Origin of the sequence: Leptothermofonsia sp. ETS-13 (genome assembly GCF_049200465.1) — a bacterium.
GTDB lineage: Bacteria > Cyanobacteriota > Cyanobacteriia > Leptolyngbyales > Leptolyngbyaceae > Leptothermofonsia.
In genome coordinates this window covers 4475444-4498216 of record NZ_CP120836.1, presented here as the reverse complement: position 1 = coordinate 4498216, position 22773 = coordinate 4475444, and the positions used below count along the sequence as shown (strand labels likewise).

Below are 22773 nucleotides of genomic sequence, written 5' to 3'. Positions count from 1 at the left end.
TGCTGAAGTCGCAAGTAAAGCGGTTGGGTATAGGGTAGTCATTATGGTTAGGACGGGGTACAGGGGTAGAACCCCTGGCTGGGGGCAAAGCCCCCACTCCCTCTCTAATTAATTCCAATGTCCTAACGCACCCGCATAGAGCTATATCATCGCGAGTAGAAACAGGTTTGAAGGCAACCGCGATCGCCTCCTGTCGTAGCGTGAGGGAAATGCGCTGACCTTTGTAGGTGTAGTACAGGCCGGACTGGCACCCGCCTAGAGCTATAAATGTTTCATGATTACTTCACTACTTCAACCACATTAGAAATGGCAGCTAACTGAGTGGTATCTACCATCTGTTTACCACCTGATACTGGGAAATCGGCACTTCGGCTGTTGCGGTCAATATCACTCAGTAGCGCACCCACCACATCCAGTGAATCATCTCCACGGCTTAAGGTAAGTGCTGTTCTGGAACCGATGCCGCGATCGCCCGCGATCATTTGAATCGCTTTCAATGTGTTCCGTAACGGTTTTGTACTGGCAATGGTCAACACCTCAATAAATCCGGCTCCCCTCAAGGTGAAGTTGTATCCATCCCCCTCTTTCGGTGTGAGCAGTTCCTGCCCGGTTGGCACCAGTGCCGCATCCTCAGGCGCATCCCAATAGGGATAGAGCACCGTCAAATTGCCACTGCTGCCAATCACCAGCACAGCAATGTAGAGATTGCGCGTTTCATTGTTGCGAACTTTCACCTGAAAGTCGGTTCCGGCTTTGAACTGGTAAACATTTTTCGCCGTGCCCCGTCCTCCCTGGCGGGGAACAACGGATGTCGTCACGTTTAAGCGATTTTTCCCTTGCTCCCCACCAATTGCCAGTTGCAATATCTTGCCAGCCAGCAGTGATTTGAACCGGGGGCGTAACCGCTCAACCGTGTCTGAAATCGATTCTCCAGGTGTTTTAGAGAAGGTTGCAGTAATCGGAATTAGCCCAGCTGTAAACAAACCAATGCTGCCTGATACAGGAAGGTCGGTCAGTTTTTGTTGATTTGCCTGCTTCAGATACTCTGGCGTCATCCGACCCAGCAAGTAGTCAATCTTAGCCCCCTGACCAACTGGCACAATCTCAATCCTGCCCACCGATCGCAGTACCGTGGTAGCGTGCGATCGCTCCGGCCCCAGGGATGCATCCAATCCCATTTGTAATTTCACATCCGCTGGCACACCCCGGACCTTTTCCCGCATTAAAATGCCGGGTTTCACAATACTGATCTGCCCTCTTTGCAGCTTGCCATAGCCTACTAACCCCTGCCGCGAGGTCTGTTTCACCTCTCCCAGTTCCTGGCCAGAGGCATCCATCAGGGCAAAGATACTGTCCTCATCCCCAGCTTCCAAACTGTAGGAAGACACCCCGCCTAACCAGAACTCGATCTGGTTGCCATCCACTCGTCGCACAACCGCCTCAGCAGGGGGTGTGGCAGGAGCCAGAAAGTAAACAGGTTTCTGTCCGTTACTCTCTGGGTTGACTGCATAAATAGGGTCCTGAACCACACCAGACATATTTGCCACATCTTTTATACTGCGCGTCAGGTTGACAAACACCGTCCCGACTCCCTCGTTGCGGGTTTGCTGCCAGAGATAACGAGTCAGCAGATAGGTGAAAGCGCCTGCATAAAACCCATCGAAGGGAGCATCCGCAGCTAGCTGGTCATACTGAGCAGAGCCGATCGCCACTCCTTTAGCAATTTGAATCCGCTGCTGGTTAAATTCCTGCTCAGATAGCTTGAGGTTGGCCATCCAACGTTTTTGAAACTCCAGCTCTACCGGACTGGGATTGGCTGGATCATTTCCGCCGTAACGGGAAGAGGTTGCTCGAAACTCAAGATTACCCCGGGTCCCCCCGCCGGAGTGGCAACTGTCCAGGACTACCGTGACATTTTCTGTTTGCAAGGCAGACATCAGCAGAAACAGGCTGCGTCCCATGATGTCCTGCACCTGGTCGGGATTGGCGGTGGCGCGATCGCGGGGAACCATTGTCCCATTCACCCCCTTCCCCTCTTTTACAAAACCTGGGATAGGGTTTGGATCGAGTACTAAAGAGCCGTGTCCTGAAAAGTGAAACACCACTACATCACCCGGTTTTGCCTGTTGAATTAAATGCTGTTGAAATGCATCCAGAATGGTTTGACGGGTGGGTTTGAGAGATGCACTGTCACTCACAATTAAATAAAATGTCACTCGGATTGAAGCCATAGCGATATACCAACAGTTCCCGTTGCAATTCCACATCGGTGAGACAGCCCTGTAGGGTTCGGATGGGGGCAGGATAGTTGTTAATCCCTACCAGGAGAGCTAGCTTTCTACCAGGGCTCCCTTGGGCCAGGACTTGACCGTAACGGTCTGCCTGATGCAGAAAGGTCAACTGATTGGCTCCCAGCGCTGCCAGGGTTGATCCGGCAAATTGGAGAAAGTGACGGCGTTTTATTGGGGACATGGTGCAATTACCTTGCTACTCGGCTTCACCCATTAATGTAAATGCAGCCCAATGGAGTGGGTCGGCATATTTAGCTCTGGCGGTCAGCATGGCCTGGCGCAGTGCCTGTGCTTTGTCAGGAGATTTCTGCAAGTTTTTTGTAAAACTCAGTCATGAGCAAGGCCGTAGAGTCATCGGGGACTTTCCAGAGGGACACGACGATACTGGGAACGCCTGCGGTGATCAGCGATCGCGACAGTCCAATCACGCCGTCGCCGGTAATTCTCCCCCCGTCCCGTATCGCAGGCGCTCAGGACCACCAGTTCGGCATTCAGTTTCATGTCCAGAATTTCGTCGGCGGTAAGTAAGCCATCGTTGAGTTGACCGTTCCCCGCAGGAGCGAGGGCGATCGCACCTGGTACACCTAATCCTTTGGTGTCATCCAGTAATCCGTGAGTCGCCAGATGGATCATGCGAGCATTCGGCATTTGCTGGGCGATCGCGGCTTTGGTTGCCTGTGCCCCGGTAATCGCTTGGGTGTTGAGCAGCGTGGCAATTGCCATCGCTTCCCGTTTTGCCCCTGGCAGGTCAGCCAGTTGTACGGGTTGATCGCCAATCCGCGTGACGACCTTTGGCATCGTCGGATTGCCAACCACCAGTGCTTTCCCCCCTCCCCTCTCCCCCTTCTCCATTCCCCTCCTCCGCTGACGAGTCAATTCCAAAACCTGAATCGAAGGGGCCGTCAGAATGGTGTGGTTTTCAATCAAGGGTGTGTTGCTGGCATCGAGCAATGCCGGAAACGGCACCAGGAACAATTCATATTGTGGAATCAAGATGACTCGTTGATTTGGGTCCTGGGGCAGGCGATCGGCAATCGGCTCAATCAATAATTGGTGTAATTGTTTCAGGTTGCGGGTCTGTTGGGCTTGCAGTTGTTGCCGCCGTTCTGGTGTCAGGGGAAACCACCACCTCAGCCCTACCTCTGGCACCCATCGTCTCCCGACTTTGCACCACCAGATCTGCCAGGGAAATATTTTGCTGCTGCCACAGGGGTTTGAGGTCCGTTTTGCGGAAGGTGATAGTTCCATCGGGTTCGATCACCCAGATGTAGAGTTCAGACTGGCGAGCTTCCTGTTTACCCTGAAGTGTAAAGTCATCGTAAATGATGGAGTATTGTACCAGGGAAGCATTTTGGGCTTTGGCAATTTGCTGCAATTGGGCGATCGTAGGGGGCTTGACTCCTGGCTCCTGGCTCCTGGCTCCCCAACCGCTGCGCCAACAACTCCACAAACGCCCGCGCCCGTCCCCGTTCGGCAATTTCCAGAGCAGCATTGGGTTGATTTTGAGCGACAAACACTTGCTGCAAAGTGCGATAGGTACGAGCTTGTTCCTCAAAAATGGAAACTTTGTTGGCATCATTGCCTGCTCCCGTTTGCCGCAGCAATTCCTGGGTAACAATCCCATCCAGGAGCACCTTCGCCGCTGCCGTCAAATTACCAGACCGAAAGAAAGCTAAACCTACTAAACCTAAAAACCTACTAAACCTAAATTATTTTGGATTCCTCCCTCTCCCCGTCGGTCTTGGATTGCCCGATTAATCGCTAAACTTTGTTGGTGATACTCGATCGCTTTGCCATAGTTGCCCAGCGCGTGGTAAGCATTGCCCAAATTGCCCAGGGATGCTCCTTCCCCCTGTCGGTCTTGGATTGCCCGCTTAATTGCTAAACTTTGTTCCTGATACTCAATCGCTTTGCTATAGTTGCCCAGCGCGTGGTAAGCATTGCCCAAATTGCCCAGGGATGCTCCTTCCCCCCGTCGGTCTTGGATTGCCCGATTAATCGCTAAACTTTGTTGGTGATACTCGATCGCTTTGCTATAGTTGCCCAGCGCGTGGTAAGCAATGCCCAAATTGCCCAGGGATGCTCCTTCCCCCCGTCGGTCTTGGATTGCCCGATAAATTTGGAGGGCTTGTTGCCAGGACTCTAAAGCAGCTTCAACCTGGCTGATTTGAAATAGTTCAATGCCCCGTCGCAACAAGCGATCTGCCTCGGTTTTGCGGGCATCAATCGTCTGTGCCTGAGCCGGGGCGGGGGGGTGGGGGAGAGGGAGAGGAAGGGGGAAGAAGGTGAGCAACAGAGTCGCTGTCGTAAGGCTGAGGAACTGAATCTGGGAACGCATCATCGCTTTCCTACCATTGCAGATTAATTGGTTAATATAGCTCTACGCGGGTGCGTTAGAACATTGGAATTAGAGAGGGAGTGGGGACTTTGCCCCCAGCCAGGGATTCCACCTCTGCACCCCGTCTTAACCACAATGACTATCGCTATATCATCATCCCTCTCAGCCCTGACAACATATGCAGCTTTGTTGAACATGAACATTGATTGATGGGAAAAACCGTGCGTTATTGAGAGTATGGGTTTGCCCTGTGCATTTAGGGCTTTTGACAAAGCTCCCCGATCCGTATTCGCTACACTGGAAGGCATTATCTTAAATCACCCTGTCAAACTGACCGTTCAGTTCTGACGAAATCACCGTGTAGCGTTCAGACCTTTTGGAGTAAGTCTCGTATTTTATCAGACCAACTCTGGCATTCCCTTCCCGAATCCAAAGTTGCTCAACTGCTAGGAAGTGATACTGAACTTGGACTCACACCCCATGAGGCAACCAGGCGACAGCAGCGTTACGGTGCAAATGAAATCGAGAAAAAGAAAGCAACTGGCGACGATTTCTTCAGCAGTTTAATTAACCTGTTCAATATATTCTGCTAGTCGCAGCAGTGGTGACAGCACTGTTCAAAGAAGTGGTAGATGTAGGTGTGATTTTTGCCGTTGCGGTTAGCAATGCATTGATTGGCTACATTCAAGAAGCCAGAGCCGAAAATGCGATCGCGGCCCTCACAGAGGTTGTCACTACAGAAGCCACGGTAATTGGGGATGATGAGAAGGTGCGGATTCCTTCAAGTGAGCTGGTTCCTGGCGATTTGCTCCTACTGGCAGCAGGCGATCGCGTTCCAGCCGATGTGCGCCTGGTAGAGGCGTTCGACCTGCAACTGGACAAATCGGCATTGACGGGAGAATCGTTACCCGTGGAGAAGTCGCACACTGCTCTATACTTATTTGTTTTAGGCATGGCAACCCTGGCATTTGCCGTCGGTACCGCCCGTCCGGAATACTCTTTTGTGGAAACCTTCAAAAGTGCAATTGCTCTGGCGGTGAGTGCTGTACCAGAAGGGTTACCGGCAATCGTAACAATTACGCTGGCGATCGGATCGTGATAGTAAGCCAAGGCTGCATACACATCTGCCAGAGTAATGCTGGGATGAAGCGACACAATTTCATCCAGCGACAATCCTATCCGCCCGTGCCAGAGTGCCACATCCTGCACCGTGATTCCGATGCCCTGCAATGCGGGGTCTCCCTCCACACACTCCCGGCGTTATTTCAATGTGCTCAGCGATAATTGCAACCATCTCTCAACCGATTCCCTTCAACGTACCTAAATCACTGTTGCGCTTAGAGGTTCACCTGTAACTCACAGAGAACTTCGGAACGCCCGCATATTCGCTAACCATTACTCCCTTGGTTGAGGGGGTATCAGGCGGGCGACCTCTCTATCCAGCTCCACCAGTATTACCTCTTCAAACTACAAAAACCATTGCCGAAGAGGGTTTAAGAGGATGGACACAACTGGACTCGAACCAGTGACCCCTACGATGTCAACGTAGTGCTCTAACCAACTGAGCTATGCGTCCAGGGACGGCATATGAGCATAACACAAGTTCGCCCATGCTTGCAAGGCAACATTTCAGAAGCACTTGCCTCCTGCCAACTTCCGGATTCTAAATCGTGATTTATAAACCTTTAAATTTCTAAACAGTACTGCTGCCTATTGGTTAAACTTCGTTGCGAAGCCAGAAGTGTGTCTCCCTGCGTGATACCTTCAGTTACGTTGATTGACAATGCAGAGTTAGGAAAGGAGAACACTTTTGGATACGCGTTCACGGCAAAATTTCGATTCTTCTTACCGCGAAGATTTAAGTGAATACGTTGCCCATCTCCAACTTCACATGTCTTTGCAAGCTCGTAATCTGGTTCCTACTCTCACAAAAACCGTTGATAGCCGAGAGCAACTTTTGCATCAAACCCAGGCAACCTTTGAAAAACTGGTTTCTCGTCAGACCCTTTAAGAGACTATCTACTCCTCACAATTTTTCCACATCAGTATTAGAGCTGGTAACCAGCTCTTTTTTGTCTATTAAACCCTTGACCTAACCGCAGGGTAGCACCGCCTGCCTTATCAATGCGCCAGATGCAACGGCGCGATCGCTTCCTGAACTGCCCTTAGTTTCTGCATCACCTCTCCACCAGTGAGCAGACGTCTTGCCTCGACAATTCCAGCTTCAATGGAGGAACAGATACCACACCGCCAGAGATAAAACCCACTGCTCCAAAGGGTCGAGTTCATTAATTCGGAAGGTTCTCCTTGCAGGACAGACTGCATGGCTGCAAGAACCTGAGAAGTTGAGTCGAAGGGTACGTTTTTGCCTTCAAAGCCGTAGTCGCGGGGATGAAGATGTAAGCGCTCAAATTCAGCGTTGAATTGCCCTAACCCAATAATGGCAGTCCGTTCGCGGGGAAGGTCACAGCTACCTTCTAACCCTTTCACGGTGGTGAAAAGGGGAGTTTTGCGTCTGGCAAAGGCATCCTGGAACATCCCCTCCGTTGGTGGATGGACAAAGCCGGATACGACATGGGCTTCCCCGGCATAGGGACACCACATCAACTCCATTGTGGCGAAGGGAGGACGCTTGCCAATCTGTTCTCGGTAAGGGACAAGCCCGTAAGCCAGGGGAAAGTGAAGAGGCAGGTAGACAAAACCAATACCCGTTTGCTCCAGTACCTGCTGCACTCGTTCCAGGGGCAACTTTGTCCAGTCCACTCCCAGTCCCCGCCAGAAATTGACCAGGGGTTCGCCCTCCTTGGTGGGCATGCGATCGCCCCCATGCAAAACCACCGGACAGCCAGCCGTTGCCAGGATGAGGGCAATCAGGGGTGTGACAGGAGCGGTGCGCGATCGCCCATCATAGGGAACTCCCAATATCATCACCGGGTAAGGGGTAGAAACGGGGTGCAGTTTTGGACCCAGTTCATCATAGGCATCCAGCATGCCCGCCAGTTCTTCACCCGTTGGTCGTCGAATCCGATGGGCGATCATAAAAGCTCCAATCTGAGCGGGGGTCGCCTCCTGAAGCAGCATCATCCGAGTCGCAGCAGCGGCTTCCTCACGGGTTAAGTTTTCATTGGTATGTATGCCGCTTCCCACTTTGCGGAGCAGTTCTCTGAAGGCGTGGCTCATAACAGTTATCAGCTTAAAGTTTGGATTCCCCACTGGCGGTGGACAAAGGCAAACGGTTCACTTGAAGCGGCAACAGTTCAGAAACAAGCTTGTAGAAGTGCTGAATAGGAGGGATTTGAAGGCGATCGCAAGTCGTAACCAGTACAACCTGGCGGGTTAGAGGTGGGTCGGGCAGAACATCCGGTTTTTGATGACCGATGGTTAAACTGGGGGCGACTGGACGCACCGCCAGAGTGGGATCGGCATAAGCTTCGACAAGAGCCGTTTCAGGCAACAGGGCAATCAGTTCTCCCTGCCGCACCACTCCCCGAAATGCATCCGGGGTATTGAGTTCCAGTGCAGCCCGCAGAGTTGCTCCCCGTCGTTCAAACTGCTCCTGCACGATCCGCTGCATTCCATATCCATCCTTAAACACAACCTGGGGGTACTTTGCCAACTCATCCCAGGGCACCGCTTCAAACTGGGCTAGAGGATGGTCTACCGCTACCAGAACCTTAATCGGCTCATCATACAGCACTTCGACCACCATTTCGGCATTGGTGGTGAGAAAGCGGTTGTTCATGACGATCGCCAGGTCAACCAGTCCATCTTTCAAAACCTTAAGGGCGCGATCGCTGCCCAGAGCAGTAACCCGCAATTGCACATCTGGATAGCTCTGACAGAAGCGCTGCAAGATGGGCGGCAGGTGGTAGGCACAGAGGGAATGAATCGCCGCGACACAGAGTTCTGGCTGTTTGCCAGCGATCAGATCGGCCAGATCTTGCACCGCATTTTGCCACTCCTGACAAATCTTTTTAGCACGGGGCAACAGGCGATCGCCCGCCATAGTTAATCTGGCATGATTGGCTCGATGAAATAACGTGACACCCAGATCCGTTTCTAAGCCCTGAATCTGACGACTGATAGCAGATTGCGTTATCCCGCACCGCTGAGCCGCTTGTTGAAAACTCCCGGTCTCTGCTACAGCCAGAAACGCTTGTAACTGTTCTAGGCGCATGAAGGCACTGTCATTCAGGTCACAAAATTCAGCTTGAAGTGACCTTAACGGATCTCTCTAACCAGTTCGGTAGAGATTGATACAGTAAAGGCACGGCGTACCGTGCCCTGTTGGTTAAAGGAGAGTAGGTGTCAGGTTTAAGAGGAGTTGTTAGTTGTTGGTTGTTAGCTGTTAGTTAGGTGGGATCCGTGAGCCTTAGCGAAATCGATTGGGATTTAATCGGGGGGCTGGACGGTTAGGAGTTCCTCCCCGTAAATAAGTCCCCGTTCCTCCATCAGCCCGATCCAGGAATGGGCGCAGATCGATAGCATCTGAATAGCCTGAGCGTTGGCTTAGCCCTGGCAGATTGACATTAATCAGCCTGCCCAGTTCGTCAACAATGCCGCTGCCCCAGTTGCCTTCAACAAAGGTATTGACTGCTTGAGTTTGTTGTCCGCTATCCGCAACCGTCAGGTTTTGAAAGACGCGATCGCGCGTTGCGATTGGATCTTGTCCAGGCGGTACGGTCAGCACAATGCGGCAACTGGGAACCTTTTGAGTCGTGACACAGACGATGTTGTAGCCATTCTCAATCGCAGTCCGCATTTCCAGCAAGCCATCGGGACGGTAAGACTCCAGTCGGCGGCTGATTTCCCGGCAGCGTAGTTCTGGCGTCCAGCCGCCCCCCATCGCCGTTGGATTTGCCCATGGGTAAGACTGCCCTGGCTGGCTTTCTGGGTGGTACATGACAACAAACTGTCCCCCATTCTGCTGGCAGCTAAATCGAGTGCCTGCCAATCTGGAGGAAGACCCATTGCTGGTTGAATCTGGTCTCTGGGATTCCGTATCGACAATCACATCATCAGAAGCGGTGTTTGGGTCTTCGGCTGGCCTTTGCTGAGCCGTTTGAGAGGACTGGGATGCACTTGGAAATAGGGGTGCGGCGATCGCAGTACCAGTTCCCATCAGAACAATAGCGCCCAGGGATAACCCCAATCCTTTTAAAGCCAGTACTCTATTCGCCATACGTGATTTAACCCCCCGTGACAGCATAGTCAAATCCCCTCCAGGTATTTTTTAGTAGAAGTATTTCTAGTGAATGAGCTTTCTAGTGAATGAGCAAAATCAATGAACTGGGACTCTGCACGTCTGTCATAGCACCATGACTTCTAAGGGAGCATCAGAAAATTTGCAGATTTGCAGATAGGCCCAAACAATCACTCCTCCAGGGCTTCTGACTGAAAATCATTGCTCCAGGTTCCTCAATGTTACCTTTCTACAGTTTTCTTATGTGGCTTAGACTCTTATGTGGCTTAGACATTTAGGCCGTTGAGCCAGGAGAGCCAGGAAGAAATCCTCTTAAAGGATTCCAGATTACTTCTTGAATCTGTACCGTTAGATTAGATGAGCTAATTTCACAAAACTTTATTTCGTGCAATGGGTAGCGTATACTACCCTGTGGTGATTGCGAAGAGGAGCGAAGCTATAAATGTCGGAGGCAGTGAAGCCCCTGACGGTACCCAAGGAGTTGTTAAGTCCTCCCGGTGATTTTAACCCAACGCTGCTAATGTTTTTAGCGGCGGTTGCTATGGTGACTATTTCAACCTTTGGTTACTTTTGTTGGCATTGGTATCAGTGGTGTTCGTTTGTCTTAAATTTACTGGCATTGCACCTGGTTGGCACCGTCATCCATGATGCCTGTCACAACGCGGCTCATCGAAATCGGATTATCAATGCAATTCTCGGACACGGAAGCGCCCAGATGCTTTGCTTTTCGTTTCCAGTGTTCACGCGGGTGCATATGCAGCATCACGCAAATGTGAATGATCCTGAAAACGATCCCGACCATGTAGTCTCTACGATGGGGCCACTCTGGTTGATTAATGCAAGATTTTTTTATCACGAAATTTATTTTTTTCAGCGTCGGCTGTGGCGCAAATATGAGTTGTTGGAATGGGTGATTGCCCGTTCTTTGCTGGCTACGATCGTTTTTCTGGGATATCAGTACGGGTTCATTGGTTATATCTTTAACTTCTGGTTTGTGCCGCTGGCGATCGTGGGTTGGGAGTTGGGATTATTTTTTGACTACCTGCCCCATCGTCCATTTAAGGAACGCGATCGCTGGAAGAATGCCCGTGTCTATCCCAGCCCCATTTTGAACCTGATGATTATGGGACAGAATTATCATCTGGTTCATCATCTCTGGCCCTCAATTCCCTGGTACAACTACGAGCGAGCCTACTTTGCTACAAAACCCCTATTGGATGAGAAGGGCTCCCATCAGTCACTAGGGTTGCTGCAAACCACCAGAGACTTCTTTGGTTTCATCTATGACATCATTCTGGGAATCCACTTTCATAAAAAAGATCACAGTGAGACAAGCAAAGTAGGGGATCACCCACTGTCATCAAACTCATCCGAGGAGAAGATGGCTAGATAGGCCATTGAGTGAATAGGCAGGTGAGTGCTGATAGAGGCAACAGGCGACGGGCAACAGGAAAAGATTGAAGGGGTGAGGAGTTACTAGCCCCTGGCTCCCAATCCCTATTCAATGGCTCCTGGCTTCTGGCTCCTTTCTGACCCTCAGCTTTTTGGAGAGGCTTCGGGAGAGGGTTTTGTTTCCTTCTCTTTCTTATCTGTTTTAGATTTATTCGCTTCTGGCTTTTTATCTTTAGATTTGTCGTCCTTCTTCTTGTCCTTACTTTCCTCTTCAGCCGACTTGAAGGGCTTAAATGTATAGGTGCGTGAAATGGTCTGGCTGGGATAGCCCTCTGGATCGCCGGGAGCGTACTTATCAAACTTCACTTCGATTTTCCCCGCGTTGGCTGAAACGGTTTTCACCTTTACCTTTTCACCCAAAAATTCTGCTGAGGCATGTTTGGGATTGCCACCGTTGTTAACCACACCGACCAGGTAGGTAAAGCGCCTGCCGTCAATGGTGATGTCTAAAGGGGCGATCGCATCCTTAATGCCATCCCGGTTCAAGTCACCGTAGGCTACTGGATCGCCAAGCACAAATTTTCTTTTTTTCTTGTCCTCAAACTTTCCTTTGGTCAGCTTCGCAGGGCCTTCCGCAAGAATGTAGTATTCCGTATTTTTAAGCTTTTCAACCGTAAGCGGAATTTTAGATTTGGGCTTAGGCTTTGCCGCAGGGGAGGGAGCCGGAGACGCCGGTTGAACCGATGCGGCAGGCGATGTTGAGACCGCAGGAGAGGGTGAGGCACTGGAAGCAACGGGTTGCTCACCCAAAAATGGAAGGGAAGAAACGGAACAGCCGCTCAGACCAGTTCCGCAACCCAGTCCAATGATCGCAGCCAATAATGTGGTTTTGTAGTTGAAAATCATCGTTGCATAGGGAAGAATACTGTGTTTAATCGAAAGGGGCGAATGCTCCAGCTCAATGTACATCATTTTTCTAAATATGAAACTCCGGTATTTGCTGCTGTGCCTTGCCTCACTTACGCTGATCCTTGCCGCCGCAGGGATCAAGACGGCAACCCAGGTTTTGACAGACCGGGGGGGGCAAAAGCAGGCTCCGGCACTTAATAGTCCAACCCTTCAGGCAGGAAACCGCCAGCCTGCTCTAGTTAAGAGTGAACAGCAGATTGCCAATGAAATTTTTCAAACGGTCAACCCAGCCGTTGTAACGATTTACTGTGGTGCGGAAATTGGATCAGGGAGCATTATCACTTCTGAGGGGTTGGTGATCACCAACAAGCATGTTGTCTGGAGTTCACCCGTGATGACAGTCAAGACCGCTGGAGGCAAAACCTATAAGGGCTGGGTTACATCCGTTGATATGCAATATGATCTGGCGCTGGTTCAGCTTGAAACGAAGGATCGCCTCCCAACTGTGCGGCTGGCAAGCAAGATGAACCTCAAACCGGGTCAGAAGGTGTATGCGATCGGTAGTCCCGGTGGGCAGGCAGGCACCTTTACTAAGGGCACTTTTACCAGAATCACCAAACACGGCAGCCTGCAAACCAGCACTGGCTTGCTTCAACCCGGAAACTCAGGTGGGCCGTTGCTCAACTCCCAGGGGGAAATGGTTGGAGTCAACAAAGGGTTGTTAAAAGATGGGAGCGGATTAGCAACCAGTGTGATTCCGATGCGGATGTTTATTGAGCGTACCCGCCGGGCGGCTAAGAGTAGCTGAGGGGAGGTGATGGAGGGAGTGATGGAGTAAGAGAGGGAGGGAAGGAGGGAGTAAGGGGATATTCATTACCCCATCCCCCCATCCCCCTATCCCCCCTCACTTTTCCAGACCTGAGGTAGCTGAAAGCGATGGATGTCTTTTATCACCTGCACCCAGCCATCTGAGAGGGACTCCAGGATGCGATCGCCCTTCTCCCTGGTGGCGGTTGTCGGATCACCCAGGGTTCCGCTCTGGCTCAAATCTCTCGTTACCCAGGCGAAGGGTAAATTCCCTTCCATACTGAGCAAACTCCCGGTGGGTAGCTCCTGGGGGTACTCGGTAACTGCTCGTTCCATTTTGACCTGATGGGGTAAAAGGGAGAGCATCAGGCTGGTTTCCGCATCTCCGGCATGAATCCCAAACGCTAACTCTTTTTCGCTCAACAAATCTGCTGCAATGTTCGGTACTCGCCAGGTAAACAGCGGAAATACAGCAAAATCTTCATATTTCTGGTGTAGGTCCCGTGCGGCAATTTCTATCACCTGCGGTTGTCCACCGTGGGAGTTCATCAACACCAGCTTGCGGAACCCCGCCCGGTACACCGCTTCTCCCACTTCCATTAAGGTTGCCAGTAACGTTTGCACACTCAATGTGACAGTGCCCGGAAAGTGCCAGTGTTCATTGGATTTTCCGTAATAGAGAGATGGCAAAGCATAGGCCGGAACGTTGGAAGGTAGCTTTTCTAATGCCCGCCCCAACACCCCCAACCCGATCGCCGCATCCACGGCTAAGGGTAAATGGGGGCCATGCTGTTCGATCGCTCCCACAGGTTGAATCACCACCACATTGGCTCGATCGGGCATGGATTCCACATCAACCCAGGTGAGATAGGGAAAGAAGCGATCGGGCGGAATAAAGGTGTGCATCATAGGAAAATTGAGGGGGAGAGAGATTGTTAGTTGTTGGTTGTTATAGCGATAGCCACCAGGCTGAGGACGGCGTGCAGGGGTAGGAACCCTTGGCTGGGGGCGCTTTGCCCCCACACCCCCTTAAAGCCAATGTCCTAAGCAACCTGGCGACAGCTATAGCTATTAGAGAAAGGTGAGGGGCGGCAGAGAAGCCATATTTATCATCTCATTTCCCCTCTTCCCTCCCTACTCTCCCTTCATCTCCCAATCCAAAATCCCAAATTTCCAAGTCCCATGACCCTTGAAGAAAAACTCGGCTACTTCTTCTTTGATAAGCGGCTGTTAACCCGTGCCCTGACCACCAAAGCCCATGCTTTAGAGCAGTTTCAGAAAGGACAGGTGTGTGAAGATCAGCAGGCGTTTTGTGTATTGGGAGATGCCGTGTTAAAAGCAATTTTGACTGAATTACTGATCCGGGCAGGTTACCAGACCAAAGGGGAAATTACTGAAAAAGAAGAAAGCGCTAGAGTGTGAAGCCAATCTGGCAAGAATCAGTGAAGCTATTGGAGTGGGGTTTGTGATCAGGTTGGGGGAAGGGGAAAAAAAGCAAAGAGCCTATGAACAACCCCGCGTTTTAGCAGAAACCTTTGAAGCTGTAATTGGAGGGATTTATTTCGATGGAGGCTATCGTGCCGCCAGGGAAACTATTATTCGATTGTTTAGCGATGTATTTCAGGCAGAAAGAAATTGAGTATGTTATACCAGACTGAACTTTCCCTGAAATCTGACGTTTAGCAGGGCAACAGGCTATCGGCAACAGGCTACAGATATAGCGTCCTTCTTGAAATTTGAACGGGGTCAGGGTGAAACTCCTGCACCCCGTCCTAAGCCTAGTGGCTATCGCTATAGACTTTCTACCTGGGAGCTAGGGGTTAGGAAGCGTTGCTGTAAAGCAGCATAAATCGAAACGAAGTTTCGAGCATACAGCATCTATTTCATACCCAAATTCAGCAACGCCCCGTAAATTGGTTTTTCTGGGTTAGATAATCAGGCAAAGTTCCTTTAGCGAACCATTAGATAACAACCAACAACTGTCTCATGCTAAATATATGAGGATGCATAGAATCAGAACTCTCTGTAGTCCCCATTGGTAAGGGGGACAGCGATAGCCGGGGTTGATAATATACAGCTTCATAAAACATTGGTATCAGTTGAAAATTTTTGTACAAATGTTCCTATTTCTTCATCCTCGCGTATCCTGATGTGGAGCTGTGGTATGGAAGCAGGAGAGTTGGCTGTGCGTCTGGGCAAAATCGTCAAATCGAATTCTCATTGCGATTACATCGTAGAGGTAGACGATGAGAAAAGCCACGATTCTCCCCCTAAACCAGACGACTACGGGTTCGGTTCCTTTGTCAAATTAGAGAGCAAAGGACGGCATTGGGCAGTAGGGCTGATTTATAACTCCCAACTGTTCAATCCGATGTTTCTTAATATGGGACCGCGCCTCTCCAGTGAGCCTGACCCCATTTTTTCGCCGGATTTGATCTACGAAACTCGCACCCTTCTGGGAACCGTTTTGATTGGAACGTTTGTTAAGCAAAATGGAGAATCCTATGGCATTCACGGGATTCCCAGAGTCGTTGTTCCAGTCAATACGGTGGTGTATCGCATGACGCAGGATGAAATTTACCGCTTTCACCTCAACCAGGAGCAACGTCCCCAGTTCTGCTACTACAGTCACCTGCTGAAATGTGGTGGAATGTTTGCAGCACAACTCACTCAGCAAGTGCTGACAGAATTAATTGATAGCAATCTCTTTAGCGGAGCCGATCAACGGGCACTCAGCATTTTATGTAAAGAACTTTCCTGGAAAACAACAATGGGTGCAATGCGGTAAATATAGCTGCCGCCAGCTTGCTTAGAATACTGAATTGGAGGTGCAGGGGCTTCGCCCCCAGCCAGAGGTGGAACCCCTGCACCCCGTCCTAAGCCTGGTGGTAATGGCTATAAAAAACCGACAGTTTCTGGAAGAAACCTGCCGGCAGTCGTGTGTTCCCTGTTGATGACTCGGCTAAAGTTGAGTCTTCTTTAGTATGTCGGTTGTACTGGGCTGAAAGAGCGATCTCGATCAGTTGTAGATGTGATCTTTGTCACTGTGTAAAGGGAGAATTTGCGTAAGGGACACGGATTTAGCAACAGTTATTAACATTACCTGTCGCCAGGAACACCCCTGGAGGGGGCAAACACCTCTGGGCTAAATGGGCGGGTGCCGCTATTTTTAACACGGTACGGCTCAATCACTCTAAACAATAAAAAACCGACAGCTTCTGGAAGAAACCTGTCGGCAGTCGTGTGTGTTCCCTGTTGATGACTCGGCTAAAGTTGAGTCTCTTTTAGTATGTTATTTGTCCGTTTCTTCAGTCGCGATCTAAATCATGCATTTGTGTGATTTAGATCAATGTCAAAAAGGGTAAGAGTAGTCCGGTATCCTCTTTTTCCCTTTATCCGTATTGCCAAAGCTCTGTTCCCTATTACACTTACTGACAAATAAAAAACCGACGGTCTCCAGAAGAAACCTGTCGGCAGTTGTGTGTTCCCTGTTGATGACTCGGCTATAGTTGAGTCTCTTTTAGTATGTCGGTTGTGTTGCTGTGTTATCGCGATCAAGATCATTCTTCTGTGTGATCTTTATCACAGCTAGTAACGATTCATTGCGTAGCTTATTTTCGTTATAAGGGTTGTTTCGCAGGGAGGGTTGCGATCGCGACTCCTAATAGCAGCACCCCTGCCCCTACACTCACCATTAAGCTGGGCACTTCATTAAATATCAAAAACCCCAGAACACTGGATGCCACTGGCTCAAACAAAATAGACAGCGTCACCAATATGGGAGAAAGCCAGCGAAGAGACCAGTTCAGGCTGGTGTGCCCAATTAGTTGAGGCAGGAGTGCCATTAAGGCAATGTAGCCATAGGTCAACGGCGTGTAGCCTGTGTAGGAGGCCCCAAATAAGGATGGCAGGGGTAATAGGGCGATCGCTGCCACACTGTAAGCCACCGTGGCGTAACTGCCAATCCCCAGTCCCCGTCGCTGGGCTTCTCGTCCCAATAGAAAATACAAACTGGCAGCCCAGGCCCCCGTCAGAGCCAGCGCATCACCCAACAGTGGATTAGAACCGGAAGCACTGGCCTTGCCGCCCCAACCAATTAAAGCACCACCTGCTAAAGCCACAGTCATTCCTGCCAGGGTGAGGCGAGCAGGTTTCTCCCAGAACCACCACCAGGAGAGCAGGGCAACCCAGATTGGGTTTGTGGTAACGAGGGTCGTAGAGGCCGCGATCGACGTGTAGGAAAGCGACGTAATCCAGGTCGCAAAATGAACCGCCAGCGCAATTCCGGCAAAGGTTGCATAGCGAAATGCGGACAGTGCAGGTTTGCTATGGTAAAGATGAGCCCAGGTGGGAATCAGGGCGATCGCGGCCAAAGTCAATCGCGATGTAGCCAGCACCAGACTAAACCCTGCTCCGGATACATTCGCTTCAGCTATTGCCAACCGCACCAGAATGGCTGCGGTAGAGGTGGCTAGGATTCCAACTGCCAGAATGAGAGTGATTTTCCAGCTTTCAGGTGGGTTTAGTTTCATTGAAGCAATCCCGTATCTTCTCCCATCGGTTGGTGTGACTTGGTACAATCCTGTGTCGGAGATTTTCTTAAGCCAAGGACGCTTGTTGATCTTCAATGTTGGTCTTCAACTTTGCAAGTGGCAGTTAGTAGGGGCATTTCATGAGGCTTCCCTACCAGCCACCGACCTGACGCGCTACCAAACTCTGATATAGCTGTCCTGAATTGTTTGTGAACAAGGAGAGTCCGAAAGCCTTGCTCTGGCGGGAAAGCTCTTTCACTATCCAAATATAGGATTGCTGTAGCAGAAAACGCTGCACCGTGAACCACTCAAAATTTCAAATCCAACTACCATGACTGATCTTACTCCCAACTCCAGTTTCAGCCTGACGATTCGCTTTCAGGTTCCTAACCGCCCTGGTATGCTGGCAAGCGTGACTAAAGCCATCTCAACCCTGGGGGGCAGTATGGGGCAAATTGACCTGATTGAGCAAACTCGCCAGATTTCTGTGCGGGATATTACGGTGGATGCTGCCAGTACAGAACACGCTGAAACGATTGTGGAAGCAGTCAAGGCCCTGCCGGAAATTAAAGTCCTGAATGTTTATGATCGCACCTTCAACCTGCATCGGGGTGGCAAGATCAGCATTCAAAGTCGCATTCCGCTGCGGGGACAGGCGGATCTGGCAATGGCCTATACTCCTGGGGTTGGGCGAATTTCCACCGCGATCGCTCAAAACCCTGATGAAGTCTATAACCTTACTATCAAGCAAAATACCGTTGCAATTGTCACCGATGGCAGTGCTGTTTTGGGGTTGGGAAATCTGGGACCGGCAGCCGCTCTGCCTGTGATGGAAGGTAAAGCTATGCTGTTTAAGGAGTTTGGCGGTCTGGATGCCTTTCCGATTTGTCTGGCCACTCAGGATCCGGATGGGATTGTAGAAACTGTCAAAAACATTGCTCCTGTCTTTGGTGGCGTGAACCTGGAGGATATTGCAGCTCCTCGCTGTTTTGAAATTGAAGCCCGCCTGCAACAAGAGTTAAACATTCCCGTATTCCATGACGACCAGCACGGCACTGCCATTGTCACACTGGCTGCACTGTTCAATGCCTTGAAATTAGTGAACAAGTCGATGGCAGAGGTCAAAATTGTCATCAACGGAGCGGGGGCTGCGGGTGTGGCGATCGCCCGCCTCCTTCGCAAAGCAGGGGCAGAGTTCATTTGCTTGTGTGACTCCAGGGGAATTCTAGCAACCAATCGCACTGATCTGACTGAACAAAAACGAGAGTTTGCTGTTGAGCAAGGGGGGTCACTGGCCGATGCGATGCAAGGCAGCGATATCTTTTTAGGCGTCAGTGTTCCCGGCGTAGTAACGCCCGAAATGGTGCGGTCTATGGCCAAAGATCCGATTGTTTTTGCTATGGCAAATCCCATCCCTGAAATCCAGCCTGAGCTTGTCGCTGAAGAGGTTGCGGTCATGGCAACTGGCCGCAGCGATTATCCTAATCAGATTAATAACGTCCTGGCATTTCCAGGAATCTTTCGAGGAGCGCTTGACTGCCGTGCCTCCACGCTAACTACCAGCATGTATTTAGAAGCGGCTCATGCGATCGCCTCTCTGGTCAAGCCCAGCGATCTCAACCGGGAACACATTATTCCCTCAGTTTTTGATGAACGGGTTGCTACTGCTGTATCTGCCGCCGTCCAACGTTCTGCCCGTGAGGATGGCGTTGCGGGCGATTAGGGGGTGAGGCTAGTTGTCAATTAATAAGGGATGAAGAGCAAGGGGAGATAGGGGGATGGGGGGATGGAGTACTCCATCACTTCTTTTCCCTTTCCCCTTTTCCTTTTCCCCTCCCATCTCCTGGTCTAATCGGCCAGTCGCAATATTCCTTTGCGAATACCGTAAAGAATTCGGTTAAGCAAAATATGATCGGCTTCTGTCAGACTACCTCCTAAGATTGCTTGCTTGATTTGATGGCGATCAGCATAGGTTACCTGACGGGAAAGCAAAACCTGCTCAGCGAGAGCCTCGATACCAATCGTATTAAAAAAGGATGGAGTAGACATCGCCCTGAAATCCTAATTGCTAAACCTACAGCAATTTTCAGATGAATAAATCTCAATCGGCAGATGGGTATTGCCCTCCACAGAGTTCCCACAAGAGAGCAAAACCTAACCGGGAATGGCACCTACCTCCCAGCCTCCAATCCCTGGCCCCTGCTCCCAAGGTGTTGCTATCGATGCTCCTCCAGGGATAACTGAGCATAATCCCTTTTTGCAACTACTTTTGGTGCGTCAATGACCTATAGCCTTAGAATCGCAGACATGCCTGCGGCTGAGCGTCCCCGTGAACGCCTGGTTTCCTATGGACCTAAAAGCCTTTCGACTGCCGAACTGATTGCTATCCTGCTGGGAACTGGACAGGGGCCGGGAAAGCTATCAGCGGTGGGGTTGGGGCAATACATTCTGAAGAAGCTAGGGGAGCATGAGCGCGATCCGCTTTCGGCACTGCGGGAGATTAGTGTGGCGGAATTGACGGTCATTCCAGGGGTAGGGAATGCGAAGGCCGCAACTATTCTGGCGGCGGTTGAACTGGGCAAGCGCGTATTTCATGCGCGTCCTGCGGAACGCGCGATCGTGGATGATCCATCTGTTGCCGCTGCTGCCCTCAGTCACGATTTGATGTGGCAAACCCAGGAACGATTTGCAGTTCTACTCCTGGATGTGAAACACCGACTGTTGGGCACTCAAGTCATCACGATTGGCACGGCCACTGAAACCCTGGCCCATCCCCGTGAGATTTTTCGTGAAGTGTTACGACGCGGAGCAACCAGAATGATTGTGGCGCACAACCATCCTTCAGGAAATCTGGAACCTAGCTCTGAAGACATCACCCTGACTCGTCAACTACTTACGGGTGCACAGTTTTTAGGCATTCCCCTGCTGGATCATCTGATTCTAGGTAATGGCGATTTTCTGAGTATGCGCCAGGTCACCAATTTGTGGAATGAATGTCCTCAAGAAGAGTAAATGGTGCTGTCTCTCTATAACAGGCAATGGGGCGGTTAGGACAACTAGTGGACGATGGCATTAGTCCAGTAACCATTGGATTGGGGAGTGGGGAGTCGGAGGGAGCCAGAATGGTATTCGTATTCCCGCCGGGCTGTACTAGTGTTACAAACACTAAATTTTGCAACATGGGGGTTTGGGGGCTAGTAGTCCGTCAGGATAGATTTGAGGGATAACTCAAATCTACAAAACTCAATTCTCAGGTGTTTTGAGGGTTTTCAACCCATCAAAACAGTCTTGACAGACCACTAGAAGCGTTTTGAGTTATAGCTTTACGCAGGTGCGTTAGGACATTGGAATTAGAGAGGGAGTGGGGACTTCGCTCCCAGCCAGGGGTTCCACCCCTGCACACCGTCCTAACCATAAGGACTACCGCTATAACACCTGCCACCTGTCATCTGCTATCTAAATCTGAAGCCCTGAACCAGAGTGGCTCAGGGCTGTGCTTTGAGATAGTTGGTTAGAGATAGTTGGTTTGCTTCGACCCTCCATAGCTATGCCATCTGTGTTGGTGAACCATAGGTTTTTCATCTATGGTTTTAGTGTAGCGTTCTCTCTACTGGGCCCAATCTATCTTGAGATAGGAACAGAGTCTGGCTCTAGATGGACTTTTGGTTAACGTCTTCTAAAGCTGTGTGGACGGCTGCCAAAGCCACTGCCGAAACCCCGGTTAGGACGACGGTAGGTTTCATTGGAGCGGTTAGAGCGACGCAAATTGCTGGAGCCATAGCCCGAACCACTGGAACGGTTGCCCTGGGAAGTGCGGGTTCTGGTTTGGATGGAGGAGGGCGATCGCAATTGTCCCGTTGTTCGAAATGTTTGACGATTGCGAACTTCCGCAGGAGGCGCATTATAGCGGGTCTGGTAGCGCTGTACAGCCTGACCATAGGTAGACCCATAGCCACCAAAACCTGTCAAAGAAATTCCTGGTTGATAAACGGGTGGCACGTAATACTGGGGTCTAAATAACAAGCTACCCAACGCCTGACCTACCAGAGCCCCAGCAAACGGAGTCCAAAAACTCGTCTCCTGACGAACGATAACTGTTTCTGGCTGGCCAGTTTGGGGATTAGTCTGGGTTTCCGTTACGTTGTGGACGTACTCAATCTTGAAGTCTTCAGTCAGATATAGAGCAGGCTGTCCATTTTCGACTTTGAGATAGCTCTTTTTGCCCGCTGAAATTTCCTCGTTTGTCAGGCGTGCCATGGGCAAGTTGGTGGTGCGGTATACGGAAGACTCACCTGGTTTTGTATTCAGTAAAACGACGCTATATTCCCCATTGACGTCGTTATAAGTCGCCTGTTGTACCGGATACTCTCCATCAGAGAGACGATTTTCGTAAGCCGCAGGGGAAGCGGACTGGGTTGGCTGATTGGCGGATGGTTCATTGATAACCGGGCTACCGCAGCCAACAGCCGTTCCAATCAGGACCAGAGCCATTGAGTAAATCAAAAATTGGCGAAGCATAATCGTGTTAAAGCGGAATGAGTTCTGGAAAATTGAGTAGGACTTGATCGGAGGTGAGTTCGTCTCCCAGTTGGGCAGGAGAGAAGTGAACCTGAATAGCCCTTAGCCGCTGCTGATAATGCAGGTTGATCAATGCTTTTAACCCAGCCTTGAGGGCGGTGATGTTGGAAAGGTCTGTTTCCAGTTCTGGCACCTCACCTTCGTAAGCGACCGTCAGCATGACAACGAGATGACGGGTTACAGGGAGGGAAAACGGCTCATCAGAAGCGGCGGAATCATCTGGTTCTGGAATGCTGCCGTAGCGTTGGGCAGAATCTGTAAACAGTTCGGTAACGTAATCTCCGGCCTCTCCCTCATCCCAAAAAACGTTCCCTTCATTCGCCGCTGATTGCCAGTAGGTATCATACTGGAGCAGGTTCTGGCAAATTTCAACCAGCCCTTCCCCCAATACTTCCAGGTCACCCTCTGCATCTACCGCTTCACGAGCAGCTCGGTTAAGTGTTCCAAGCAGGGGGGCAACCTCTTCCCCTGCCAGATGAATAAATAACCGGCAAACGACAAACCGGGTTCTACCACCAAGCTGATTGAGGCGATCGCGCCATGAATTCATAATTAAGTTATTAGTTGTTAGTTGTTGGTTGTTAGTGAGTTGAGGGGTGAGGGGGCAGGCGATAAGGGAGACAGGAGGCAATCATTCGCACAACAGAATCTACTTCAGGTGTAGCTTTCATTCCGTCAGTCATGGGGTGTGGATATCTAAACCAGAACCGAACGTTGAGTTGA

At 50.6% G+C, this 22773-nt stretch carries 25 protein-coding genes, 1 tRNA gene and 1 pseudogene; 10 read left to right on the top strand and 17 right to left on the bottom strand.

Going from position 1 to position 22773, the window contains the following annotated elements:
* Nucleotides 1-278: 278 nt before the first annotated feature.
* From P4D80_RS20425 to P4D80_RS20395, 7 genes and pseudogenes are all read right to left on the bottom strand, one after another.
* The gene (locus P4D80_RS20425; RefSeq protein ID WP_421655857.1) at nucleotides 279-2231 is read right to left on the bottom strand and encodes a caspase family protein; all 1953 of its coding nucleotides are present in this window, start codon (nucleotides 2229-2231) and stop codon (nucleotides 279-281) included.
* Nucleotides 2191-2472, bottom strand: a complete 282-nt coding sequence (locus P4D80_RS20420) for a hypothetical protein (RefSeq protein ID WP_421655856.1) — start codon at nucleotides 2470-2472, stop codon at nucleotides 2191-2193. Before P4D80_RS20420 ends, P4D80_RS20425 begins: the two co-directional genes overlap by 41 nt.
* 15 nt (nucleotides 2473-2487) lie before the next feature.
* Nucleotides 2488-2604: a CHAT domain-containing protein gene (locus P4D80_RS20415; protein ID WP_421655855.1), complete on the bottom strand. Its 117-nt coding sequence runs from the start codon at nucleotides 2602-2604 to the stop codon at nucleotides 2488-2490.
* Nucleotides 2588-3440, bottom strand: a pseudogene (locus tag P4D80_RS20410) (CHAT domain-containing protein). The gene P4D80_RS20415 and the pseudogene P4D80_RS20410 overlap by 17 nt, the downstream one beginning before the upstream one ends.
* Nucleotides 3331-3666: a hypothetical protein gene (locus tag P4D80_RS20405; RefSeq protein ID WP_421655854.1), complete on the bottom strand. Its 336-nt coding sequence runs from the start codon at nucleotides 3664-3666 to the stop codon at nucleotides 3331-3333. The pseudogene P4D80_RS20410 and the gene P4D80_RS20405 overlap by 110 nt, the downstream one beginning before the upstream one ends.
* On the bottom strand, nucleotides 3605-3943 hold the full coding sequence (locus tag P4D80_RS20400; protein ID WP_421655853.1) for a hypothetical protein: 339 nt from the start codon (nucleotides 3941-3943) through the stop codon (nucleotides 3605-3607). The genes P4D80_RS20405 and P4D80_RS20400 overlap by 62 nt, the downstream gene beginning before the upstream one ends.
* A 35-nt stretch (nucleotides 3944-3978) precedes the next feature.
* Complete coding sequence (locus tag P4D80_RS20395; RefSeq protein ID WP_421655852.1) at nucleotides 3979-4632, bottom strand: tetratricopeptide repeat protein; 654 nt, start codon at nucleotides 4630-4632, stop codon at nucleotides 3979-3981.
* Nucleotides 4633-4910: 278 nt separating this feature from the next.
* Here P4D80_RS20395 and P4D80_RS20390 point away from each other — a divergent pair, with 278 nt between their 5' ends.
* Both P4D80_RS20390 and P4D80_RS20385 read left to right on the top strand, forming a co-directional pair.
* Nucleotides 4911-5222, top strand: coding sequence for a cation-transporting P-type ATPase (locus P4D80_RS20390; protein ID WP_421659574.1), 312 nt, complete (start codon nucleotides 4911-4913; stop codon nucleotides 5220-5222).
* An 11-nt stretch (nucleotides 5223-5233) separates the two neighbouring features.
* The gene (locus P4D80_RS20385) at nucleotides 5234-5728 is read left to right on the top strand and encodes a hypothetical protein (RefSeq protein WP_421655851.1); all 495 of its coding nucleotides are present in this window, start codon (nucleotides 5234-5236) and stop codon (nucleotides 5726-5728) included.
* 403 nt (nucleotides 5729-6131) lie between these two features.
* Here P4D80_RS20385 and P4D80_RS20380 read toward each other — a convergent pair.
* A tRNA-Val gene (locus tag P4D80_RS20380) sits at nucleotides 6132-6205 on the bottom strand.
* Between the two features lie 234 nt (nucleotides 6206-6439).
* Between P4D80_RS20380 and P4D80_RS20375 the strand changes: the two genes are divergently transcribed.
* Nucleotides 6440-6640, top strand: a complete 201-nt coding sequence (locus P4D80_RS20375; RefSeq protein WP_421655850.1) for a hypothetical protein — start codon at nucleotides 6440-6442, stop codon at nucleotides 6638-6640.
* Nucleotides 6641-6750: 110 nt separating this feature from the next.
* Here P4D80_RS20375 and P4D80_RS20370 read toward each other — a convergent pair whose 3' ends face one another.
* The 3 genes from P4D80_RS20370 to P4D80_RS20360 all read right to left on the bottom strand — a co-directional run bounded on the left by P4D80_RS20370 (nucleotide 6751) and on the right by P4D80_RS20360 (nucleotide 9811).
* Complete coding sequence (locus P4D80_RS20370; protein ID WP_421655849.1) at nucleotides 6751-7809, bottom strand: anthranilate phosphoribosyltransferase family protein; 1059 nt, start codon at nucleotides 7807-7809, stop codon at nucleotides 6751-6753.
* 13 nt (nucleotides 7810-7822) lie between these two features.
* On the bottom strand, nucleotides 7823-8806 hold the full coding sequence (locus P4D80_RS20365) for a LysR family transcriptional regulator (RefSeq protein WP_421655848.1): 984 nt from the start codon (nucleotides 8804-8806) through the stop codon (nucleotides 7823-7825).
* 195 nt (nucleotides 8807-9001) lie between these two features.
* The gene (locus P4D80_RS20360; RefSeq protein WP_421655847.1) at nucleotides 9002-9811 is read right to left on the bottom strand and encodes a COP23 domain-containing protein; all 810 of its coding nucleotides are present in this window, start codon (nucleotides 9809-9811) and stop codon (nucleotides 9002-9004) included.
* 463 nt (nucleotides 9812-10274) lie between these two features.
* Here P4D80_RS20360 and crtR point away from each other — a divergent pair, with 463 nt between their 5' ends.
* A complete protein-coding gene (gene crtR / locus P4D80_RS20355; protein ID WP_421655846.1) occupies nucleotides 10275-11225 on the top strand; it encodes a beta-carotene hydroxylase in 951 nt (316 codons plus the stop codon).
* A gap of 143 nt (nucleotides 11226-11368) precedes the next feature.
* Here the strand turns inward: crtR and P4D80_RS20350 are convergent, their stop codons facing one another.
* Complete coding sequence (locus P4D80_RS20350; protein WP_421655845.1) at nucleotides 11369-12196, bottom strand: hypothetical protein; 828 nt, start codon at nucleotides 12194-12196, stop codon at nucleotides 11369-11371.
* A gap of 10 nt (nucleotides 12197-12206) precedes the next feature.
* Here P4D80_RS20350 and P4D80_RS20345 point away from each other — a divergent pair, with 10 nt between their 5' ends.
* On the top strand, nucleotides 12207-12941 hold the full coding sequence (locus tag P4D80_RS20345) for a S1C family serine protease (RefSeq protein WP_421655844.1): 735 nt from the start codon (nucleotides 12207-12209) through the stop codon (nucleotides 12939-12941).
* An 86-nt stretch (nucleotides 12942-13027) separates the two neighbouring features.
* On the opposite strand, the gene P4D80_RS20340 is transcribed toward P4D80_RS20345, so the two are convergent.
* Nucleotides 13028-13849, bottom strand: coding sequence for a creatininase family protein (locus P4D80_RS20340; protein WP_421655843.1), 822 nt, complete (start codon nucleotides 13847-13849; stop codon nucleotides 13028-13030).
* A 273-nt stretch (nucleotides 13850-14122) separates the two neighbouring features.
* Between P4D80_RS20340 and P4D80_RS20335 the strand changes: the two genes are divergently transcribed.
* From P4D80_RS20335 to P4D80_RS20325, 3 genes are all read left to right on the top strand, one after another.
* Entirely contained in the window at nucleotides 14123-14362 is a 240-nt protein-coding gene (locus tag P4D80_RS20335; protein WP_421655842.1) for a hypothetical protein, read from the top strand.
* On the top strand, nucleotides 14334-14579 hold the full coding sequence (locus P4D80_RS20330; protein WP_421659573.1) for a ribonuclease III domain-containing protein: 246 nt from the start codon (nucleotides 14334-14336) through the stop codon (nucleotides 14577-14579). Before P4D80_RS20335 ends, P4D80_RS20330 begins: the two co-directional genes overlap by 29 nt.
* Nucleotides 14580-15104: 525 nt before the next feature.
* Complete coding sequence (locus P4D80_RS20325; RefSeq protein ID WP_421655841.1) at nucleotides 15105-15728, top strand: hypothetical protein; 624 nt, start codon at nucleotides 15105-15107, stop codon at nucleotides 15726-15728.
* Between the two features lie 832 nt (nucleotides 15729-16560).
* On the opposite strand, the gene P4D80_RS20320 is transcribed toward P4D80_RS20325, so the two are convergent.
* Nucleotides 16561-17472: a DMT family transporter gene (locus P4D80_RS20320; RefSeq protein ID WP_421655840.1), complete on the bottom strand. Its 912-nt coding sequence runs from the start codon at nucleotides 17470-17472 to the stop codon at nucleotides 16561-16563.
* A gap of 331 nt (nucleotides 17473-17803) precedes the next feature.
* On the opposite strand from P4D80_RS20320, the gene P4D80_RS20315 reads away from it, so the two are divergent.
* The gene (locus P4D80_RS20315) at nucleotides 17804-19195 is read left to right on the top strand and encodes a malic enzyme-like NAD(P)-binding protein (RefSeq protein ID WP_421655839.1); all 1392 of its coding nucleotides are present in this window, start codon (nucleotides 17804-17806) and stop codon (nucleotides 19193-19195) included.
* Between the two features lie 125 nt (nucleotides 19196-19320).
* On the opposite strand, the gene P4D80_RS20310 is transcribed toward P4D80_RS20315, so the two are convergent.
* Nucleotides 19321-19521: a hypothetical protein gene (locus P4D80_RS20310; protein WP_421655838.1), complete on the bottom strand. Its 201-nt coding sequence runs from the start codon at nucleotides 19519-19521 to the stop codon at nucleotides 19321-19323.
* A gap of 231 nt (nucleotides 19522-19752) precedes the next feature.
* Here P4D80_RS20310 and radC point away from each other — a divergent pair, with 231 nt between their 5' ends.
* Nucleotides 19753-20484, top strand: coding sequence for a RadC family protein (gene radC / locus P4D80_RS20305; RefSeq protein ID WP_421655837.1), 732 nt, complete (start codon nucleotides 19753-19755; stop codon nucleotides 20482-20484).
* A gap of 654 nt (nucleotides 20485-21138) precedes the next feature.
* On the opposite strand, the gene P4D80_RS20300 is transcribed toward radC, so the two are convergent.
* Together P4D80_RS20300 and P4D80_RS20295 are read right to left on the bottom strand one after the other, a co-directional pair.
* A complete protein-coding gene (locus P4D80_RS20300; protein WP_421655836.1) occupies nucleotides 21139-21990 on the bottom strand; it encodes a hypothetical protein in 852 nt (283 codons plus the stop codon).
* A 7-nt stretch (nucleotides 21991-21997) separates the two neighbouring features.
* A complete protein-coding gene (locus P4D80_RS20295) occupies nucleotides 21998-22600 on the bottom strand; it encodes a DUF1517 domain-containing protein (RefSeq protein ID WP_421655835.1) in 603 nt (200 codons plus the stop codon).
* Nucleotides 22601-22773: the final 173 nt, after the last annotated feature.

Bases quoted from the DNA above. Each gene is read 5' to 3' on its own strand.
- P4D80_RS20365 (WP_421655848.1), bottom strand. From the start codon at position 8,806: ATGCGCCTAGAACAGTTACAAGCGTTTCTGGCTGTAGCAGAGACCGGG.
- P4D80_RS20340 (WP_421655843.1), bottom strand. From the start codon at position 13,849: ATGATGCACACCTTTATTCCGCCCGATCGCTTCTTTCCCTATCTCACC.
- crtR (WP_421655846.1), top strand. From the start codon at position 10,275: ATGTCGGAGGCAGTGAAGCCCCTGACGGTACCCAAGGAGTTGTTAAGT.
- P4D80_RS20295 (WP_421655835.1), bottom strand. From the start codon at position 22,600: ATGAATTCATGGCGCGATCGCCTCAATCAGCTTGGTGGTAGAACCCGG.
- P4D80_RS20310 (WP_421655838.1), bottom strand. From the start codon at position 19,521: ATGTCTACTCCATCCTTTTTTAATACGATTGGTATCGAGGCTCTCGCT.
- P4D80_RS20360 (WP_421655847.1), bottom strand. From the start codon at position 9,811: ATGGCGAATAGAGTACTGGCTTTAAAAGGATTGGGGTTATCCCTGGGC.
- P4D80_RS20395 (WP_421655852.1), bottom strand. From the start codon at position 4,632: ATGATGCGTTCCCAGATTCAGTTCCTCAGCCTTACGACAGCGACTCTG.
- P4D80_RS20420 (WP_421655856.1), bottom strand. From the start codon at position 2,472: ATGTCCCCAATAAAACGCCGTCACTTTCTCCAATTTGCCGGATCAACC.
- P4D80_RS20335 (WP_421655842.1), top strand. From the start codon at position 14,123: ATGACCCTTGAAGAAAAACTCGGCTACTTCTTCTTTGATAAGCGGCTG.
- P4D80_RS20425 (WP_421655857.1), bottom strand. From the start codon at position 2,231: ATGGCTTCAATCCGAGTGACATTTTATTTAATTGTGAGTGACAGTGCA.
- P4D80_RS20350 (WP_421655845.1), bottom strand. From the start codon at position 12,196: ATGATGTACATTGAGCTGGAGCATTCGCCCCTTTCGATTAAACACAGT.
- P4D80_RS20320 (WP_421655840.1), bottom strand. From the start codon at position 17,472: ATGAAACTAAACCCACCTGAAAGCTGGAAAATCACTCTCATTCTGGCA.
- P4D80_RS20300 (WP_421655836.1), bottom strand. From the start codon at position 21,990: ATGCTTCGCCAATTTTTGATTTACTCAATGGCTCTGGTCCTGATTGGA.
- radC (WP_421655837.1), top strand. From the start codon at position 19,753: ATGACCTATAGCCTTAGAATCGCAGACATGCCTGCGGCTGAGCGTCCC.
- P4D80_RS20345 (WP_421655844.1), top strand. From the start codon at position 12,207: ATGAAACTCCGGTATTTGCTGCTGTGCCTTGCCTCACTTACGCTGATC.
- P4D80_RS20325 (WP_421655841.1), top strand. From the start codon at position 15,105: ATGGAAGCAGGAGAGTTGGCTGTGCGTCTGGGCAAAATCGTCAAATCG.
- P4D80_RS20315 (WP_421655839.1), top strand. From the start codon at position 17,804: ATGACTGATCTTACTCCCAACTCCAGTTTCAGCCTGACGATTCGCTTT.
- P4D80_RS20370 (WP_421655849.1), bottom strand. From the start codon at position 7,809: ATGAGCCACGCCTTCAGAGAACTGCTCCGCAAAGTGGGAAGCGGCATA.